Origin of the sequence: Clostridium sp. AM29-11AC, assembly GCF_003480545.1 — a bacterium.
Classification (GTDB): domain Bacteria; phylum Bacillota; class Clostridia; order Lachnospirales; family Lachnospiraceae; genus Otoolea; species Otoolea saccharolyticum_A.
This window is the reverse complement of record NZ_QUJI01000018.1, coordinates 61,856-81,770: the sequence shown is the minus strand read 5'-3', so window position 1 is coordinate 81,770 and position 19,915 is coordinate 61,856. Positions and strand designations below refer to the sequence as shown.

Sequence of the window (19,915 nt, the reverse complement as noted above, 5' to 3'; positions counted from 1 at the left end):
CGGAGGCATTGCGGCGTATTCTATATATTATGCCATTTTTTGGCAATATTCATCTGTTTTCTCTCCGGCCCTGTACACAGAAAGAAATGTTCCACCGCCTTCGCCGATTCCCTTGCTTCCTGCCGTCATCTGCCTTTCCAACCGTTTCGCTCCCGCCTGCCGTCTTTGCCGCCTGCCGTTCTTTCCGTTCTGTTTCACCCGCCGCTCCTGCTTTCTCACCTCCTTTCCCTCCCGGAAAAATTTTGCCGCTCTCTTCCCTTCTCCAGACCAGGAACATCCCCAGAACCAGAAAAAATTCCGTACCCGTCCCAGGAACAGGAGAGGGATATTTGTGACTTCGCTGGAATAAATATCCCTCTCCTGTTCCTTGCCGCAGAAAAAAATTTCCATCCCCCCTCTTGACATCTTGACACAGCCATGATATTATGAAAAATGCACTATTGTGGTGTCGTGCGCCTAAAGCTATACAGAGAACCGCATCGTGAAGCGCGCGAAACCCGCCATTAAACATAGAAAGAAAACAGGGGTGAAACGTCGAATGGAGAAAAGCAGAATGCGTCCGGCCAAAGCCGGTAAAGGTATCAGAATGAGCTTCTCTAGGCAGAAGGAAGTTCTGGAAATGCCAAACTTAATTGAAATTCAGAAAAACTCTTACCAGTGGTTCCTTGACGAGGGCTTACGGGAAGTGTTTGATGATATTTCCCCGATCGCTGACTTTGCGGGCCATTTAAGTCTGGAATTTGTAGATTTTACGCTTTGTAAAGATGATATTAAATATACAATCGAAGAATGCAAGGAACGCGACGCGACTTACGCAGCGCCTTTAAAGGTGAAGGTAAGGCTTTGCAACAAGGACAAGGACGAGATTAACGAACATGAGATTTTCATGGGTGATCTGCCGCTTATGACGGATACCGGCTCCTTCGTGATCAACGGAGCAGAGCGTGTTATCGTCAGCCAGTTAGTACGTTCCCCTGGTATTTATTATGGCATTGGACATGACAAGATCGGAACCGAGTTATACAGCTGCACGGTTATCCCGAACCGCGGTGCATGGCTTGAGTACGAGACTGACTCTAATGACATTTTCTATGTTCGTGTGGACAGGACAAGAAAGGTTCCTGTAACAGTCCTGATCCGTGCGTTAGGCTACGGAACGAATGCGGAGATCATCGACCTGTTCGGTGATGAGTTAAAGCTGGAGAAGAGCTTTGAGAAGGATACCTCCGACAACTATCAGGACGGCCTTCTCGAATTATACAAGAAAATCCGTCCCGGCGAGCCGCTCTCTGTGGACAGCGCCGAGAGCTTATTAAACAGCATGTTCTTCGACCCGAGAAGATATGACCTGGCAAAGGTGGGACGTTATAAATTTAATAAGAAGCTCCATTTCAAGAACCGTATCGCCGGACACACACTGGCTGAGGATGTGGTCGACATGTCCACAGGCGAGATTCTGGCAGAGAAGGGAACGGTTGTAGACAAGGAGCTGGCAACAAAGATCCAGAACGCGGCAGTGCCGTTTGTATGGATTGCCGGAGAGAAGAAGAATCACAAGGTTCTCTCCAACATGATGGTGGATCTGGCTGCCTATGTTTCCTTCGACCCTGCGGAGATCGGTGTGACAGAGTTAGTATTCTACCCTGTACTCGAGAATATCCTGGCAGAAAATGACGGAAAGGGCGAGGATGAGTTAAAGGAAGCCATCAGAAAGAATATCCACGAGCTGATTCCGAAGCATATCACAAAGGAAGACATCATCGCTTCCATCAACTACAATATGCACCTGGAAGGCGGAATCGGAACGCCGGACGACATCGATCACCTGGGCAACAGACGTATCCGCGCTGTGGGAGAGCTTTTACAGAACCAGTACCGCATCGGTCTTTCCAGAATGGAGAGAGTAGTCCGCGAGAGGATGACGACACAGGATATGGAGAATATTTCTCCTCAGTCCTTGATTAATATCAAGCCTGTAACAGCGGCTGTGAAGGAGTTCTTCGGAAGCTCCCAGCTGTCCCAGTTCATGGATCAGAACAACCCGCTGTCCGAGCTTACACATAAGAGACGTCTTTCCGCCCTGGGACCTGGCGGTCTTTCCAGAGACCGTGCCGGATTCGAGGTGCGAGACGTTCACTATACACACTATGGACGTATGTGCCCTATCGAGACACCTGAGGGACCGAACATCGGTCTTATCAACTCTCTGGCTACCTATGCGAGAGTAAACCAGTACGGTTTCGTGGAGGCGCCTTACCGCGTGGTAGACAAGACAGATCCGTCTAACCCGGTGGTAACAGACGAGGTAGTTTACCTGACAGCTGACGAGGAGGATAACTTCGTGGTTGCTCAGGCGAACGAGCCGTTGGACGAGGAAGGACACTTCGTTCACAACAACGTATCAGGACGTTTCCGCGAGGAGACTTCTGAGTTCCAGAAGAGAAGAATCGACCTGATGGACGTTTCCCCGAAGATGGTATTCTCCGTGGCGACCTCCATGATTCCGTTCCTTCAGAACGACGACGCAAACCGCGCCCTGATGGGTTCCAACATGCAGCGTCAGGCCGTTCCGCTTCTGACCACAGAGGCTCCGGCTGTAGGTACAGGTATCGAGGGCAAGGCTGCCGTTGACTCCGGTGTCTGCGTGCTGGCAAAGAATGCAGGTGTGGTAGAGCGCTCCGCTTCCAATGAGATCATCGTAAAGCGCGACTCTGACGGACAGAAGGACGTATACCGCCTGACGAAATTTACACGAAGCAACCAGTCCAACTGCTACAACCAGAAGCCTATCGTCTACAAGGGAGACCATGTGGAGGCCGGCGAGGTTATTGCAGACGGCGCTTCCACCTGCAACGGAGAGATTGCCCTCGGAAAGAACCCGCTTATCGGCTTCATGACCTGGGAGGGCTACAACTACGAGGACGCCGTTCTCCTGAGCGAGCGTCTTGTTCAGGAGGATGTATATACCTCCGTTCACATTGAGGAGTACGAGGCAGAGGCCCGCGACACGAAATTAGGGCCGGAGGAGATCACAAGGGATGTGCCGGGTGTCGGCGAGGATGCCCTGAAGGATCTGGATGAGAGAGGAATCATCCGCATCGGAGCCGAGGTTCGTGCCGGAGACATTCTGGTAGGAAAGGTTACTCCGAAGGGAGAGACTGAGCTGACTGCTGAGGAGAGGCTTCTGCGCGCCATCTTCGGCGAGAAGGCAAGAGAGGTCCGCGACACCTCCCTCAAGGTTCCTCACGGAGCCTACGGAATTATTGTGGACGCCAAGGTGTTCACAAGAGAGAACGGCGACGAGTTAAGCCCGGGTGTAAACGAGACCGTCCGCATTTACATTGCCCAGAAGAGAAAAATCTCTGTGGGCGACAAGATGGCCGGACGTCACGGAAACAAGGGTGTGGTTTCCCGCGTGCTTCCTGTTGAGGATATGCCGTTCCTGCCGAACGGACGTCCGCTGGATATCGTGCTGAACCCGCTGGGCGTGCCGTCACGTATGAATATCGGACAGGTTCTTGAGATTCACTTAAGCCTTGCAGCCAAGGCCCTGGGCTTCAATGTATCCACACCGATCTTCGACGGTGCAAACGAGAACGACATTGCAGACACCCTGGAGATGGCAAACGATTATGTAAACACCTCCTGGGAAGAGTTTGAGGCAAAATATAAAGACAAGGTGGATGAAGGGGTAATGGAATACCTGGGAAGTCACCTGGAGCACAGAAAGCTCTGGAAGGGTGTTCCCATCAGCCGCGACGGAAAAGTGCGCCTGAGAGACGGACGTACCGGCGAGTTCTTCGACAGCCCGGTTACCATCGGACACATGCATTACCTGAAGCTCCACCACCTGGTAGACGATAAGATCCATGCCCGTTCCACCGGACCATACTCCCTGGTTACACAGCAGCCTCTGGGAGGAAAGGCACAGTTCGGCGGACAGCGTTTCGGAGAGATGGAGGTTTGGGCTCTGGAGGCCTACGGTGCATCCTACACCTTACAGGAGATCCTTACCGTTAAGTCCGATGATGTGGTAGGACGTGTGAAGACCTACGAGGCCATCATCAAGGGTGAAAACATCCCTGAGCCGGGCGTACCGGAGTCCTTCAAGGTACTCTTAAAGGAGCTTCAGTCCTTAGGTCTGGACGTGAGGGTACTGCGGGAGGACGGCTCCGAGGTAGAGCTGAGCGAGAATATCGACTACGGCGACACCGACATCCGCTCGATTCTGGAAGGCGACAGCAAGAGCTACTCACAGAACGAATCCTTCGAGAGCATGGGCTTTCAGCGTCAGGAATTCAAGGAGGACGGAGAGCTGGCCTCTGTAGAATCTGACAGCTATACAGACGACTACACGGATGACTATGTGAACGATCAGGATGATTCATATTCTGACGATGAAGAATAAATAGAAGGGAGTACCGCTCATGCCAGAGACAAATGAAACTTATGAGCCATTGACGTTTGATGCAATCAAAATCGGTTTGGCTTCCCCTGAGAAGATCCTGGAGTGGTCCCACGGCGAGGTAAAGAAGCCGGAGACAATCAACTACAGAACCTTAAAGCCTGAGAAGGACGGACTGTTCTGTGAGAGAATCTTCGGACCGAGCAAGGACTGGGAGTGCCACTGCGGCAAATATAAGAAGATCAGATACAAGGGCGTTATCTGTGACAGGTGCGGCGTTGAGGTCACAAAGGCCAGCGTCCGCAGGGAGCGTGTGGGCCATATTGCGCTCGCCGCCCCGGTCTCCCATATCTGGTACTTTAAGGGAATCCCGAGCCGTATGGGACTGATCCTGGACATTTCTCCGAGAACCCTGGAGAAGGTGCTCTACTTCGCATCCTACATCGTACTGGATCCGGGAAAAACCAGCCTGCAGTTCAAGCAGGTTCTCTCCGAGAAGGAGTACCGCGATGCGGTGGAGAACTTCGGCTACGGCAGCTTCCGCGTGGGAATGGGAGCCGAGGCGATCCAGGAGCTGTTAAAGGGCATTGACCTTGAGAAGGATTCCGAGGATCTGAGAAAGCAGCTTAAGGATGCCACCGGCCAGAAGAGAGCCAGAATCATCAAGAGGCTTGAGGTAGTGGAGGCCTTCAGAAACTCCGGAAACAAGCCGGAGTGGATGATTATGACCGTTATCCCGGTTATTCCGCCGGATATCCGTCCTATGGTACAGCTGGACGGAGGCCGTTTCGCCACATCCGACTTAAATGATTTATACAGAAGAATTATCAACAGAAACAACCGTCTTGCAAGACTTCTGGAGCTTGGAGCCCCGGACATTATCGTGAGAAACGAGAAGAGGATGCTGCAGGAGGCCGTGGATGCCCTTATCGACAACGGACGCCGCGGACGCCCTGTAACCGGTCCTGGAAACAGAGCTTTAAAGTCCCTCTCCGATATGTTAAAGGGTAAGCAGGGACGTTTCCGCCAGAACCTGCTCGGAAAGCGAGTTGACTACTCCGGACGTTCCGTTATCGTCGTTGGACCGGAGCTGAAGATCTACCAGTGCGGTCTTCCGAAGGAGATGGCCATTGAGCTCTTTAAGCCGTTCGTTATGAAGGAGCTGGTTGCAAAGCAGTACGCTCCGAACATCAAGAACGCCAAAAAGATGGTAGAGCGCCTTCAGCCGGCAGTGTGGGATGTGCTGGAGGACGTAATTAAAGAGCATCCGGTTATGTTAAACCGTGCTCCTACACTGCACAGACTGGGAATCCAGGCATTCGAGCCGATTCTGGTAGAGGGCAAGGCTATTAAGCTGCACCCGCTGGTATGTACCGCCTTCAACGCGGACTTCGACGGCGACCAGATGGCTGTTCACCTTCCTCTGTCCGTAGAGGCGCAGGCAGAGTGCCGCTTCCTCCTTCTGTCCCCGAACAACCTGTTAAAGCCTTCCGACGGAGGCCCTGTGGCCGTTCCTTCCCAGGATATGGTTCTCGGTATCTACTACCTGACACAGGAAAGACCGGGCGTAAAGGGAGAGGGCATGGCCTTCAAGAACGTGAACGAGGCCATTCTTGCCTATGAGAACAAGGAAGTAACGCTGCACTCCAAGGTAAAAGTAAGAATGCAGAAGGAGATGCCGGACGGAACCGTTAAGACTGGAATGGTAGAGTCCACGGTGGGACGCTTTATCTTTAACGAGATCATCCCTCAGGATCTGGGCTTTGTGGACAGAAGCATCGAGGGCAATGAGCTGAAGCTGGAGGTTGACTTCCACGTAGGAAAGAAACAGCTGAAGCAGATCCTGGAGAAGGTTATCAATACCCACGGAGCTACCCAGACAGCTATCACTCTGGACGACATCAAGGCCATCGGCTACAAGTACTCCACAAAGGCCGCTATGACCGTATCCGTATCCGATATGACTGTGCCTGCAAGCAAGCCGAAGCTCATCGCTGACGCACAGGCAACGGTTGACAGAATTGCAAAGAACTTCCGCCGCGGTCTTATCACCGAGGAGGAGAGATATAAAGAGGTTATCGAGACCTGGAAGGCCACTGACGACCAGCTTACTCATGACCTGCTGACAGGACTGGACGCATACAACAACATCTTCATGATGGCTGACTCCGGCGCCCGTGGTTCCGATAAGCAGATTAAGCAGCTGGCCGGTATGCGAGGCCTGATGGCAGATACGACGGGACACACCATCGAGCTTCCTATTAAGTCCAACTTCCGTGAAGGTCTTGACGTACTGGAGTACTTCATCTCCGCCCACGGAGCCCGTAAGGGGCTTTCCGATACGGCTCTTCGTACAGCCGACTCCGGTTACCTGACCAGACGTCTTGTAGACGTTTCCCAGGATCTGATTGTCCGCGAGGACGACTGCTGCGCCGGCAAGGGCGAGATCCCATATATGGAGATCAAGGGCTTTACAGACGGACAGGAGACCATCGAGAGCCTCCAGGAGCGTATCACAGGCCGTTTCATCGCCGAGGATATCGTGGATCCGGATACAGGTGAGATCGTGATCAAGGCGAACCACATGTGTACGCCGAAGCGTGCAGCCGTTGTCATGAAGGCCCTTGAGAAGCAGGGCAGAAACTCTGTGAAGATCCGTACCGTGTTAACCTGTAAGTCCCACATCGGTGTCTGCGCTAAGTGCTACGGCGCCAACATGGCTACAGGACAGCCGGTGCAGGTAGGCGAGGCTGTCGGAATTATCGCTGCACAGTCCATCGGTGAGCCTGGTACACAGCTTACCATGCGTACCTTCCATACAGGCGGCGTGGCCGGCGGCGATATCACACAGGGTCTTCCCCGTGTCGAGGAGCTTTTCGAGGCACGTAAGCCTAAGGGACTTGCGATTATCGCTGAGTTCGGCGGCGTGGCTACTATCAAGGACACGAAGAAGAAGCGCGAGATCATTATCACAGACAACGAGACAGGAAACTCCAAGACTTACCTGATTCCTTACGGCTCCCGAATCAAGATTCAGGACGGCGCAGTGCTTGAGGCAGGCGACGAGCTGACAGAGGGTAGTGTAAATCCCCACGACATCTTAAAGATTAAGGGTGTGCGCGCCGTACAGGATTACATGATCCAGGAGGTACAGAGAGTTTACCGCTTACAGGGCGTGGAGATCAACGATAAGCATATCGAGATGATCGTGCGCCAGATGTTAAAGAAGATCAAGGTTGAGGAGAGCGGCGATTCCGACGTTCTTCCGGGAACCTCCATGAACATTCTGGAGTTCAACGATATGAACGAGGCCCTGATCGCAGAGGGCAAGGAGCCGGCAGTGGGCCGCCAGGTTATGCTGGGTATCACAAAGGCTTCCCTTGCAACAGATTCCTTCTTATCCGCAGCTTCCTTCCAGGAGACCACCAAGGTTCTGACAGAGGCAGCTATCAACGGCAAGGTGGATAACCTGATCGGTCTGAAGGAGAACGTTCTGATCGGTAAGCTGATCCCGGCCGGAACAGGTATGAAGAGATACCGTTCCATCAAGCTGAGCACCGACGGCGAGGAGCTTGAGACGTCCATGGGCAGCGAGGAAGCCGGCCTGTCCCAGGAGTATCCTGAGAGCGGAGAGTTGGACGAGGCAGAGCAGATCGTATTAAATGAAGATGAACTGAGCGAGGAGTAAAGGCAGAGGCGTCTGAAAGGACGCCATAAAGCCTTGTGACGGCTCTAGGCTGGCAAGGAGGATGCCTGAAGATGGAAACAGCTTCAGGCATCCTTTTGTAGTATAGGGAAGTCTCTCCGGACTACCGGTTCTTGCCAATATCAGAATCAGAGCAGTATCAGAATCGGCAGCCAGACAGCGGTATCCGGACAGGGTATGTTAGGAGGAGGGCTGCGTCAGGGAGGATGGCAGATGGATTTTTGCAGACTGACGGAGGAACTTTGGAGAGTTTACCTCTGCGGTGACGCCGGTGAAAAGCAGAAAATGGTGAGCGAATGGCTGGATGAGGACTGTGTGATTATCGGCACAGGAGCCCATGAGTTTTACACCAATAAACAGGATTTTTATAAAGCGATGTCACAGGAGAGTGAGGAAGTGGAAGAGGTTTCCTTCCGTTTTGAAAACCTCCGGTGCCGGGAAAGAAAGACCGGGGAGGACGCCTGCCTGGTATACGGGGTTCTCTATATCAGGGGCAGCAGTGCCGATGGGAAGGTACAGATCGATATGGACAGCCGCTATTCAGTTCTCTATGAGAGGAGAGGAGACAGATGGAAAATCGTGCATATCCATCAGTCCATGCCGAATCTGGAGCAGAGAGAGGGAGAGTACTATCCCAAAACCCTGACTGAGCAGGTGCAGAAGGCTCAGGAGGAGGCGGGCAGAATGGCGCTTCTGGCTCAGAGGGATGGGCTCACAGGGCTGATCAACTACCACACCTTTGAGGAGATATGGAAAAAAGGAGACAGAACTGAGAAATGGCTGTTTATAGTAGATCTCGATGATTTTAAAAAGATCAATGACACCTATGGCCATATGGAAGGAAATCAGGTATTAAAAACAATCGCCGGTCTCTTAAACCGTGTTGTGCGCACTCACGATCTCGTATGCCGCATGGGTGGGGACGAGTTCCTGCTGCTGTGCGGCGGAATCAGCAGCAGGAAAGGGGCGGCCAGGCTGGCTGAGAGGATAGTGGACTGTATTGCAGCGCACAGGACAGAGAAGGCCTGGCCCAGCATATCCGTGGGGGGAACGGAGATTCTCCCGGATGAAAAACTGGAATCTGCCATCGAGAGAGCAGATAAGGCCCTCTACAGTGTCAAACGGACCACAAAAAACGGATATCGCATCGAGTGACAGGAAAGGCGCCGCGCATCTGCTCAGGCGGCGGAGGGGACGCTGTACATAATTGTAAGAAAAATGTCAGTTGAGAAACAGGCGCCCTGTGATATGATAGGATCAGTTCAGATTTACATGTGCCTGTAAGGCGTTTTCGTGTACGCTGAGCGGCTATAGACAGTCAGAAGCCCGATGGCGGGTTTCAGAACAGGGAACCTGCTCCCCGCATCTGGGAAGAGCAGAGAGAGGAAGGTTTATGAGAAAACGATACATGATTCCGGCAGCCTGCATGCTTGTCTGCGCAGCCCTGGCAGCAGGGGCGGCAGCTGCATCCGTGGGAGGGGGAAAGGTTCAGCCTGCCGCCCAGGTTCAGGCAGAGGCAGGAGCTGCGACAGTGCAGCCAGGCTCCGAGTCCTCCCGGACCACGGCCAATGCCTATGAGAGCCAGGGCATGACAGCCAGAAATGACAAGGTGACCGTCACAGCTGATGCCCTCCGGCTGCGCACCTCCCCTGACACAGAGGGAGACAATATAAAGGGCACAGTTCCCGGAGGCACAGTCCTGGAACGGCTTTACGAGGGAAATGGATGGAGTGTGGTGAGGACGGACAGCGGAGAATTCTATGTGTCCTCCGCATACCTGGCAGAGGGGCAAAAAGCCGGACAGCCGGTGAAGGAGGAGACCAAAGGCCAGGGTGAAGCAGGGGCTCAGCTGCAGTCCGGGACGGAAGTGGGGCTTAACAGCAGCCTCCAGTATGCTGAATTTTCCAAGATAAACAGCGGGAAAGCCGTTCTGTATAAGAGCACAGCAGAAAACAGAAAAAATAAGACCATCGGCCTGAATGCAGGCCACGGCACAGCCGGAGGAGGCAGCGTAAAGACACTGTGCCACCCGGACGGAAGCGCCAAGGTAACAGGCGGTACCACTGCGGCAGGCGCCACCACTGCCGCCGCGGTGTCAGCCGGAATGACATTTGCAGACGGCACACCGGAGGCCTCAGTGACCCTCCGGATGGCGCAGATTCTGAAGGAGCGCCTGCTGGCAGAGGGATATGATGTGCTGATGCTCCGGGACGGGGAGGATGTACAGCTGGACAATATTGCCCGGACGGTACTTGCGAATAACTATGCGGACTGCCATATTTCCCTTCACTGGGATTCAACTTCCAGCGATAAGGGCTGCTTTTTTATGAGTGTTCCCTCCAATGAGAGATACCGCTCCATGGAGCCGGTGGCTTCTCACTGGCAGCAGCACAACAGTCTGGGCGAGGCTCTGGTAGAAGGGCTGCGCGGCGCCGGAAATAAAATTTTTTCCAGCGGAGCCATGGAGATGGATCTGACGCAGACTTCCTATTCGACTGTGCCCAGTGTGGACATCGAGCTGGGAGATAAGGGATCCAGCCACTCTGAGGATACGCTGAGCCGCCTGGCTGACGGGCTGGTAGCCGGGATTCATGCCTACTTTGGCTTTTAAAGGCGAGAGCGCCGGAAGCGCCTGCCTGAATCTGCTGTGATAAAACCTGCAGAGCCGTCTGCGGCGGCCGGCAGAATAGAGATGGAATGAAAGGAGAAGAGCGATGAAGATTACAGTGTTAGCCGGAAGTCCCCACAGAAACGGGACGACTTCCGTTCTGGTAAAGGCATTTACAGAAGGAGCCGAGGAGGCGGGAAATGAGGTTACCTGCCTGAATCTGGCTTCCATGAATATCCACCCGTGTCTGGGCTGCGATCACTGCCGGCAGCATGGAGGCGTCTGCGTCCACAGGGATAACATGAACGTGGTGCGGGAGGCAGTCAGCCAGGCAGATCTGGTGGCATTTGTGACGCCTCTCTACTACTTCGGAATGTCTGCACAGCTGAAGACAGCTATTGATCGCTTTTATGCATTTAACGAGGAGCTGAGAAGCAGCGCCAAAAAGGCCTGTATGCTGGCGGCCTGCGCAGATGACAAATCGGCTGTGGAGGCACTGAAGGCCCACTACCATGCAGTCTGTCAGTATCTTAAATGGGAGGATGCCGGGGCTGTATATGCTGCCGACTGCGCAGTTCCCGAGGAAATCGAGAAGAGCCGCTATCCGGAGGAGGCCAGAAACCTGGGCAGGAGCATTGGCTAGAACACTGTCCTGCCTGGCCTGAACAGTGAATCTCCCCGGTCAGAAACATATTTTTACCCTCCTGTACATACCTTAGAATTAGCTGAAAACAGTTGAAGAAAAAGCCAGCGAATGGTATGGAGGGGTGACGTGTGAACGACAGGAATACAGAGGTTCTGGAACAGTATGAGATGGAGGTAAGCTCCGCAAGGAGAGGCCGCGGCGCCTGGATATGCGAAACCGACAGGGGCCTTAAGCTCCTTCGGGAGTATAAAGGGACGAAAAAGAGGCTTGAGTTTGAAGAAGAGGTTCTGAATGTCCTGAAGGACGAAGGACTCACCCAGGTGGATCAGTATGTGAGAAACCGGGAGGGAGAGCTCCAGTCAGTAGGGCAGGACGGATTGAGATATATTGTCAAGGACTGGTTTTCGGAGAGAGAATGTGATGTCAGGGATGAGGCGGAAATCCTGAGGGCTGTTGCCCAGATTGCCAGACTTCACCGGATTTTAAGAGGAGTGAAGGTGAGGGAGGAGTGGAACCTGGGCTCGATTCTCGCTGAACCCATGGAGGAGGAGATGAAGCGCCACAACCGGGAACTTCGCAGAGCCAGGAGCTTTATCAGCGCCAGAAGGGGAAAGTCGGACTTTGAGCTGTGTGTGATTGGAAACTTCAGCCTGTTCTTTGACCAGGCGCTGGAGGCTCAGAGAGGGCTCGAGAGGATGGCCCGGGAGGGGCGGGAGCCGGAGCATTATCTCTGCCATGGAGAGTTAAACCAGCACCACATTCTGATGGGAGATCAGGATACGCCGATTATCGAGTTCAACCGCATGCACCTGGGGGTTCAGGCGGCAGATCTGTACCATTTTATCAGAAAGGCCATGGAAAAGCACAGCTGGAACCTGGAGCTTGGAATGAAGATGCTGGAGGCCTACGACCGGATCCTTCCCATGGGGGAGACAGAGAGGGAGTATCTCTACTATCTCTTCCTCTATCCTGAAAAGTACTGGAAGCAGATCAACTTCTATTTTAATGCAAACAAGGCTTGGATTCCTGCCAGAAATGTGGAAAAACTGAAAAATCTGGAACAGCAGCAGGAGGACAGGAACCGTTTCCTGAGCCGAATCCGGGGATGAAGAAAAGCGGCGCAGGCCGGATCGGCGCGATAGACGGCGCTGTGCCTGACATTAATAATTCTGCTTTATTTTTTCACCGTCATATACTATAATTAGGACAAAATCTAGTGGCAGAAACGGCACAGGAGGAGTATCAGAATGAAAGATTACATGAAGATCTACGAGGAGTGGCTTGCAAACCCTTACTTTGACGAGGATACAAAGAAGGAGCTCAGGGCTATCCAGGGGGATGAAAACGAGATAAAGGAGCGCTTCTACATGGATCTGGAGTTTGGAACTGCAGGTCTTCGCGGTGTGATCGGGGCCGGAATCAACCGCATGAATATCTACACAGTAAGGCGCGCCACACAGGGACTGGCAGACTATATTTTAGAGCAGGGAGGCGCTGACAGAGGCGTTGCCATTGCCTATGATTCCCGCCGCATGTCACCGGAATTTTCGGATGAGGCGGCACGCACTCTGGCGGCCAACGGAATAAAGGCCTACCGCTTCGAATCGCTCCGGCCGACTCCTGAGCTGTCCTTTGCTGTGAGAGAGCTTGGCTGCATCGCCGGAATCAATATCACGGCCAGCCACAACCCGCCGGAGTACAACGGCTACAAGGTATACTGGGAGGACGGCGCCCAGTTCACTCCTCCTCATGACAGAGGGGTGACGGAGAAGGTTATGGCTATCACAGATCTCTCCTCCGTAAAGACCATGAGTCGCGAGGAGGCTGTGGCATCTGGAAGGTATGTGACAATCGGAGCTGAGATAGATGACAGATACATCGCCCAGGTGAAGGCTCAGGTGGTGAATCAGGAAGCCATTGACAAGATGCAGGATCAGATTGCCATTGTCTACACGCCGCTTCACGGCACTGGAAATATTCCGGCCCGCAGAGTGATGAAGGAGCTGGGCTTTGAGCATGTGTACGTGGTGCCGGAGCAGGAGCTTCCCGACGGAAATTTCCCGACTGTAAGCTATCCGAATCCGGAGGCTGCGGAGGCCTTCGAGCTGGGACTGAAGCTGGCGAAGGAAAAGAACGCAGATCTGGTTCTGGCCACAGACCCTGACGCAGACCGCCTGGGTGTCTATGTGAAGGATACAAAATCCGGCGAATACATTCCGCTGACAGGAAATATGTCAGGCTCCCTTCTGTGTGATTACGTTCTCAGCCAGAAAAAGGAGAGAGGACAGATTCCGGCAGACGGACAGGTGGTAAAATCCATTGTCACCACAAATCTGGTGGACGCGGTGGCAGAGTACTATGGGGCAGAGCTGATTGAGGTTCTGACAGGCTTTAAGTGGATCGGAAAGCAGATCCTCAAGAACGAGCAGGAGGGCAGGGGAACCTACCTGTTCGGAATGGAGGAGAGCTATGGATGCCTGATCGGAACTTATGCCCGCGATAAGGACGCCATCTCTGCTACGGCAGCTCTCTGCGAGGCGGCCGCCTACTACAAGGAAAAGGGCATGACTCTCTGGGATGCCATGGTTGCAATGTATGAGAGATACGGATATTACAAGGATTCCGTTCAGTCCATCGGCCTTAAGGGAATCGAGGGGCTTGCCAAGATCCAGGAGATCATGGAGTATTTCAGGAACAATGAGCCGACAGAGTTTGCAGGCTGTAAGGTTCTGTCCGCAAGGGACTACAAGGCAGATACCATCCGGGATACAGCCACAGGAGAGGTGAAGCCCACCGGACTTCCATCCTCCAACGTGCTCTACTATGATCTGGAGGACAGCGCCTGGCTCTGTGTGAGACCGTCGGGAACAGAGCCGAAGATCAAGTTCTACTACGGCGTGAAGGGAACCTCCCTGGCTGATGCAGACGAGAAGGCTGAGAAGCTTGGAAAGGCCGTCATGGATATTGTGAACGGACTTCTGTAGATTCTGCCGGAACCGTACAGTGAGGGCAGAAAGGCGGAAGGCCTGAAAGGGGAAATATAAAGACAGCAAAGTAAAGCAGAAGAATACGAGGGGCGCGTCCGGACACAGTTCCGGGGGCGCTCCCCGTATTTTTTGCGGCATATTTTTGCGGCATATACATGTATTTTTAACTGACAGAAAGTTATGACGGAGAATTTTCGCTATCTTTTTGCTCCTGTTTTTCTTTCACGTCTTTATCAGGTTCTTTTTTGGACTTCCCGTCTGTCTGCTTTAAAGACAGACGCTGCAGTTCCAGAAATGCCTCAGGGAATCGGTGGGAAACGGCACCGGGATTGCCTGAAAAGAGTCCCCGGCGATAGAAACGGCGAAGCTTTCCGCCTCCTGCCAGCTGTTCCCGGCGAAGCCGGGCATCACTCAGCTGCTCTGCAACAGATGAGAGCCGCTCCCTCGTATCAAATTTAGCGCCGGAAAGCCGTTCTCTGGCATCTGCTCTGGCCTCGTCCAGCCTTTCCCTCATGCTGCTTCTGGCCTCATCCAGCCGCTCCTGTATGCCGGTCCTGGCCTCGTCTAACCGATCGGCAAAATCGCTTCTGGCTGTGTCCAGCCGCTCTCTTGCGTTTTCTCTTGCCGCTGACAGCCTCAGCTCTGTCTCATCTAAAAACTCCTGCCTGAAGCCGGCCGCTTCTTCCTGGAGCGCCTCCAGCCTCTTCTGAAGCTCCTCGATTTCTGAGTGAAGCCTGGTCATAGCTTTGAGAGCGTTTCCGAGAGCGAGAGCCTCCCTCACAGACTCGTAAGTATCTAAAAGGAACAGTACGCTGACAGCAGAGACACAGACAAGCAGGACGGGATAGCTGACGCCTAAAACCAGACGGGCGATGGGCTGGTGGATATACTCTGTGAGAAGGATCGTCAGGAAGCCCCAGGCGATGGAGGAGCTCAGGCAGATGTAGCCGTCCAGCTGGAATTTTTTATTGCTGTAGTCCCAGTATTTGACGCAGAACAGCCGCTCCATCACAAAACCGGTCACGTATTCCAGAGCAGTGGCTGCAATCACGCCTGAGAGACAGACGAGAGCCGGATGCTCCCTGAACGGGAGGGAGACCCACAGCATCATGACAGCCCCTGAGCCATAGAGAGGCAGCAGAGGCAGCCTGAGGAAGCCCCGGTTGACAAAGCGGTGTTTTAAAATGGATACATAGCAGGATTCAAAAATCCACCCGAAAAAGCTGTAAATGTAAAAGAAGGCGAGCCATTGAAGGAAGGAATAGTCGTACATAAAAAATCTCCTGTTGTAAAATGCTGCGAGAGTACTGCTGTTACTATTGGATCAAAAAGCCGTTTTTATTCCAGACAAACACGCTTTTCTGCCATTATAACACGGGATTTCCCGATGTCAAACGGCCAGAGAAGCCGGGCTGTCTCTTTCTGCTTGCCAGAATGTGCGGGTTCAGGTAGAATGGGTATGTATAAATTTCCGCCATACAGGCCTGGATAAAGATTCAGGAGAGCCGGGGAGAGTAAACGGACGTAACCGGGCTGAAAAGAAAAAACAGATTCAGATAAAGGAGCAATAAGAGTGAGTATTTTAAATGTAGAGCATCTGAGCCACGGCTTTGGAGACAGGGCAATCTTTCACGATGTGTCCTTCCGCCTTTTAAAGGGGGAGCATATCGGGCTGATAGGAGCCAATGGTGAGGGAAAATCCACCTTCATGAACATTATCACAGGGAAACTGCAGCCGGATGAGGGAAAGGTAGAGTGGGCCAAGCGTGTGCGAGTGGGATATCTGGACCAGCATTCCGTCCTGGAAAAGGGCATGACAGTTCGCCAGGCGCTGAAAAGCGCATTTTCTTTCCTGTTTGAGATGGAGGAGCAGATGAATGAGATCTGCGACCGTCTGGGAGAAGCGCCGGAGAGTGAGATGGAAGCCATGATGGAGGAGCTGGGAACGATCCAGGAACTTCTGATGGCCCATGATTTCTATACCATCGACGCAAAGGTGGAGGAGGTGGGAAGGGCTCTGGGCCTTTCTGACATCGGCATGGATAAGGACGTGACAGAGCTGTCCGGAGGGCAGAGGACAAAGGTCCTGCTTGGAAAGCTGCTGCTGGAGAAACCGGATATCCTCCTGCTGGACGAGCCCACCAACTACCTGGATGAGCAGCATATCGAGTGGCTCAGGCGTTACCTTCAGGAGTATGAGAATGCCTTCATTCTCATTTCCCATGATATTCCGTTCTTAAACAGCGTGATCAACATTATCTACCACATGGAAAACCAGAGGCTTGATCGGTATGTGGGGGATTACGATAAATTCCGCGAGGTCTATGAGGTGAAGAAGGCCCAGCTGGAGGCAGCGTACAAAAGGCAGCAGCAGGAGATCGCCGAGCTTCAGGATTTCGTGGCCAGAAATAAGGCCAGAGTTTCCACGAGAAATATGGCCATGTCCCGCCAGAAGAAGCTGGACAAGATGGAGCGCATTGAGCTGGCAAAGGAGAAGCCAAAGCCGGAGTTTCACTTCCTGGAGGCCAGAGCAGCCGGAAAGTGCATTTTCGAGACAGAGAACCTGGTGATCGGCTATGATGAAAAGGAACCGCTGTCAAGGCCGTTAAATCTCTGCATGGAGAGGGGGGATAAGATTGCCCTGGTGGGTGCCAACGGAATCGGAAAGACCACCCTCTTAAAGAGCATTCTCGGGCTGACTCCGGCGCTCTCGGGGAAGGTGACGCTGGGGGATTACCTGGAAATCGGGTACTTTGAACAGGAGATGGCGCCTGGAAATACCACCACCTGTATTGAGGAGATATGGAAGGAGTTTCCGTCCTACACCCAGTATCAGGTGCGCTCCGCCCTTGCCAAATGCGGGCTGACGACGAAGCACATAGAGAGCCAGGTGAGAGTCCTGAGCGGAGGGGAGCAGGCGAAAGTAAGATTATGTAAACTGATTAACAGGGAAACGAATATTCTTCTGCTGGATGAGCCGACAAACCATCTGGACGTAGACGCGAAGGAGGAGCTGAAAAGGGCTCTTCGCGAATACAGGGGAAGCATCCTTCTCATCTGCCACGAGCCAGAGTTTTACAGTGATGTGGCTACAAAGGTGTGGGACTGCAGAGAATGGAGCCTGAAGCTGTAGCCAGGCAGGAGAACCGTGCAGGGGAACCGGGGGAGGTGCATGCATATGAGAAAAAAAATCTGTCCAGTCTGTGACAGAGAGCTGACAGCAGCCGGCTACTGCCGTCTGTGCAGGAGGCTGGTGTTTAAGCCGGTGGTGCGCGACGTTGACTACTACCTCAATGAAAACAGACCGGATAACCAGACGCTTCTGAATCAGAAGAGAATCGGAGAGGAAAACCAGCTGGAGGCAGGAGGGAAAACAGATCTGCGGGAAAAGATGGCCGGGTACTGCCAGAAGGCCATGAAGCAGGCGGAAAACCTGCAGAAGGGAATCAGGACCGCCGGGGAAAAAACGGAAAAAGGCAGGAAAAAGAGTGAGAGAGCCAGACCGGTGTATGAAAGTTCCGGAACCTCCAAAAAAGCGAAAGTCCGTGTGAAGACGAGCGGTTTTTACCGCTCAGAGGAGAAAAAGAAGGGGCGCACAGTCTATGTTGTCATAGCTATTGTGGTGTGTTTAATTGTCATCAACCTATTTTTTGAGGCGGCAGGCAGGATGGTTGATCGGCTGACGCAGTCTCACCAGGAAAATGCTGCAGCTGAATGGAGCCAGGAGAACAGTGCTTCCAAAGAGCCGGAGTACGGCTATGGGGTAACAGAGCTTGATGAGGCAGAGGTAATGGAGGCAGGGACTCGATGCGACGGGGAGGAACATTTTTCCTGCAGCATTACGGATATGGACAGGCGGCTGGATGAGGTGATTTCCCAGCTTGGTCTCCAGGCTGAAAAAGATGAGTATACGGATAATTACATAATATATTCAGACGAAGACTCCTATAAATTTTATGATACCTGCATTTTCTGCAGCGTACTGGATGAAAACGGAGAGGAGCGCCTGTCCGTCCTCTTAAACGGCGACACGGTTACAGGCGAGGTCCACAGAGTATCTGTCAACGCTTTCTCACCGGATGAAAATGAAACGGCAGCGGAAATTCTCCGGCAGCTGGCAGATTTTGCAGCAGGAGAGGAGGGCACCGTAAAACAGGAAGAGATTCTGGAGGCTGTGGGGTCCGAAAACGAGCTGAGCCGTCCTGCGTATAATTATGTCATTTACGTTTATGATTATGAAGGAGAGGGACTGGGAGGCAGTCTGATGCCTCTGCAGAACCGGGAGGAAGAGAGCGGAGCAGAGACGCTTTGATAAGGAAGGCGAAAGAAGCCGGGCAGAAGAAAGCCAGACAGAAAAAAGACAGCGGGAAAGGGGCAGATACAGGAGGCAGGATGAAAAAACTATTACTACTTTCAACGGGAGGCACCATCGCCTCTGTGATGACGGAAAACGGACTTGCCCCGGCGGCAACGCCAAAGGAGCTGTTAAGCTATATTCCGGAAGCAGGGAAATTCTGTGAAATTTCAGTCAGACAGCTTTTTAACCTGGACAGCACGAATTTTCAGCCGGAGCACTGGATTCGCATCAGCGAGGAGATCCGAAGGGAGTACGAAGGCTATGACGGGTTCATCGTAACCCATGGAACAGATACCATGGCCTACACGGCGGCGGCTCTGTCCTACCTGATTCAGAATCCGGAAAAGCCCATCATTCTCACCGGCTCCCAGAAGCCTATCAGCGTCCCCATTACCGACGCCAGGAAAAACCTGATGGACAGCCTGCGCTTCGCGTCCAGGGACGGGGTGCGGGGTGTCTATCTGGTGTTTGACGGGAAGGCCATTCTGGGAACCAGGGCCAGAAAGATCCGCTCCAAGAGCTACAGCGCCTTTGAGAGCATCAATTATCCGGTGGCCGCCTTTATAGACGAGAACCGCATTATCCAGTACGTAGACGGGGAGAGCCGGACAGGGGAGACGGTGTTTTATGACAGGCTGAATCCGAGAGTATTCGTGCTCAAGCTGATACCGGGAATCGAGCCGGAGATTCTGCAGTATATCGGAGAGCGGTACGATGCGATTATCATCGAGAGCTACGGGGTGGGAGGAATCCCATTCTACAATAAGAGAAATTTTCTGAGCGGACTGGAGGACCTGACGGAGAAAGGAAAAATCGTCGTGATTGCCACTCAGGTGATGCTGGAGGGAAGCGACGCCGAGGTCTATGAGGTGGGCTACCGGGCGGTAAACCACTACAATGTGCTCCAGGCCTACGATATGACAGTTGAGGCTGCGGCTGTGAAGCTGATGTGGATTATGGGACAGTCAACGGAGTTTGAAACAGTGAAGAAAATGTTTTATACAAGGGTGAGCCAGGATATTCTGGTGGGGCCTGAATGGTAAGCGTTTTTATGCCTGCTCATAGGCAGGAGGCGAGACGGCTGTCCTGACGTGAGAGCGTGGATCGGGAGAGGAGACAGACAAAATGCCCGCCGATTTTCCGGCGGGCATTTTGTAATATTGGGAATGGTAGGTATATATAAAAAAGAAATTGGCTTAGGGGGGC

12 protein-coding genes are annotated in these 19,915 nt (G+C 53.0%); 10 read left to right on the top strand and 2 right to left on the bottom strand.

Features of this window, described 5'->3' with window-relative positions; translation table 11 throughout:
• Nucleotides 1–27: 27 nt before the first annotated feature.
• On the bottom strand, nucleotides 28–390 hold the full coding sequence (locus tag DW757_RS13065; RefSeq protein WP_118751894.1) for a hypothetical protein: 363 nt from the start codon (nucleotides 388–390) through the stop codon (nucleotides 28–30).
• Between the two features lie 148 nt (nucleotides 391–538).
• On the opposite strand from DW757_RS13065, the gene DW757_RS13060 reads away from it, so the two are divergent.
• The 7 genes from DW757_RS13060 (at nucleotide 539) to DW757_RS13030 (ending at nucleotide 14,349) form a co-directional block, all read left to right on the top strand.
• Nucleotides 539–4,408, top strand: coding sequence for a DNA-directed RNA polymerase subunit beta (locus DW757_RS13060; RefSeq protein WP_008399533.1), 3,870 nt, complete (start codon nucleotides 539–541; stop codon nucleotides 4,406–4,408).
• Between the two features lie 19 nt (nucleotides 4,409–4,427).
• Complete coding sequence (rpoC, locus tag DW757_RS13055; RefSeq protein ID WP_118751893.1) at nucleotides 4,428–8,093, top strand: DNA-directed RNA polymerase subunit beta'; 3,666 nt, start codon at nucleotides 4,428–4,430, stop codon at nucleotides 8,091–8,093.
• 231 nt (nucleotides 8,094–8,324) lie between these two features.
• Nucleotides 8,325–9,266: a diguanylate cyclase gene (locus DW757_RS13050; protein WP_243033678.1), complete on the top strand. Its 942-nt coding sequence runs from the start codon at nucleotides 8,325–8,327 to the stop codon at nucleotides 9,264–9,266.
• A gap of 238 nt (nucleotides 9,267–9,504) precedes the next feature.
• A complete protein-coding gene (locus DW757_RS13045; protein ID WP_347559993.1) occupies nucleotides 9,505–10,722 on the top strand; it encodes an N-acetylmuramoyl-L-alanine amidase in 1,218 nt (405 codons plus the stop codon).
• Between the two features lie 103 nt (nucleotides 10,723–10,825).
• Nucleotides 10,826–11,362, top strand: coding sequence for a flavodoxin family protein (locus DW757_RS13040; RefSeq protein ID WP_008399539.1), 537 nt, complete (start codon nucleotides 10,826–10,828; stop codon nucleotides 11,360–11,362).
• A 131-nt stretch (nucleotides 11,363–11,493) separates the two neighbouring features.
• On the top strand, nucleotides 11,494–12,474 hold the full coding sequence (locus DW757_RS13035) for a phosphotransferase (protein ID WP_118751891.1): 981 nt from the start codon (nucleotides 11,494–11,496) through the stop codon (nucleotides 12,472–12,474).
• Between the two features lie 138 nt (nucleotides 12,475–12,612).
• Nucleotides 12,613–14,349 (top strand): phospho-sugar mutase, encoded by a 1,737-nt coding sequence (locus DW757_RS13030; protein ID WP_118751890.1) that lies wholly within the window; start codon nucleotides 12,613–12,615, stop codon nucleotides 14,347–14,349.
• A gap of 181 nt (nucleotides 14,350–14,530) precedes the next feature.
• On the opposite strand, the gene DW757_RS13025 is transcribed toward DW757_RS13030, so the two are convergent.
• Complete coding sequence (locus DW757_RS13025) at nucleotides 14,531–15,625, bottom strand: hypothetical protein (RefSeq protein ID WP_118751889.1); 1,095 nt, start codon at nucleotides 15,623–15,625, stop codon at nucleotides 14,531–14,533.
• Between the two features lie 300 nt (nucleotides 15,626–15,925).
• Between DW757_RS13025 and DW757_RS13020 the strand changes: the two genes are divergently transcribed.
• From DW757_RS13020 to DW757_RS13010, 3 genes are all read left to right on the top strand, one after another.
• Nucleotides 15,926–17,485 carry an ABC-F family ATP-binding cassette domain-containing protein gene (locus DW757_RS13020; protein WP_118751888.1) on the top strand — a complete coding sequence of 520 codons (1,560 nt, stop codon included), beginning with the start codon at nucleotides 15,926–15,928 and terminating at the stop codon, nucleotides 17,483–17,485.
• Nucleotides 17,486–17,530: 45 nt separating this feature from the next.
• Nucleotides 17,531–18,664, top strand: a complete 1,134-nt coding sequence (locus DW757_RS13015) for a hypothetical protein (protein ID WP_243033676.1) — start codon at nucleotides 17,531–17,533, stop codon at nucleotides 18,662–18,664.
• An 80-nt stretch (nucleotides 18,665–18,744) separates the two neighbouring features.
• On the top strand, nucleotides 18,745–19,752 hold the full coding sequence (locus DW757_RS13010; protein WP_087382540.1) for an asparaginase: 1,008 nt from the start codon (nucleotides 18,745–18,747) through the stop codon (nucleotides 19,750–19,752).
• Nucleotides 19,753–19,915 lie beyond the last annotated feature (163 nt).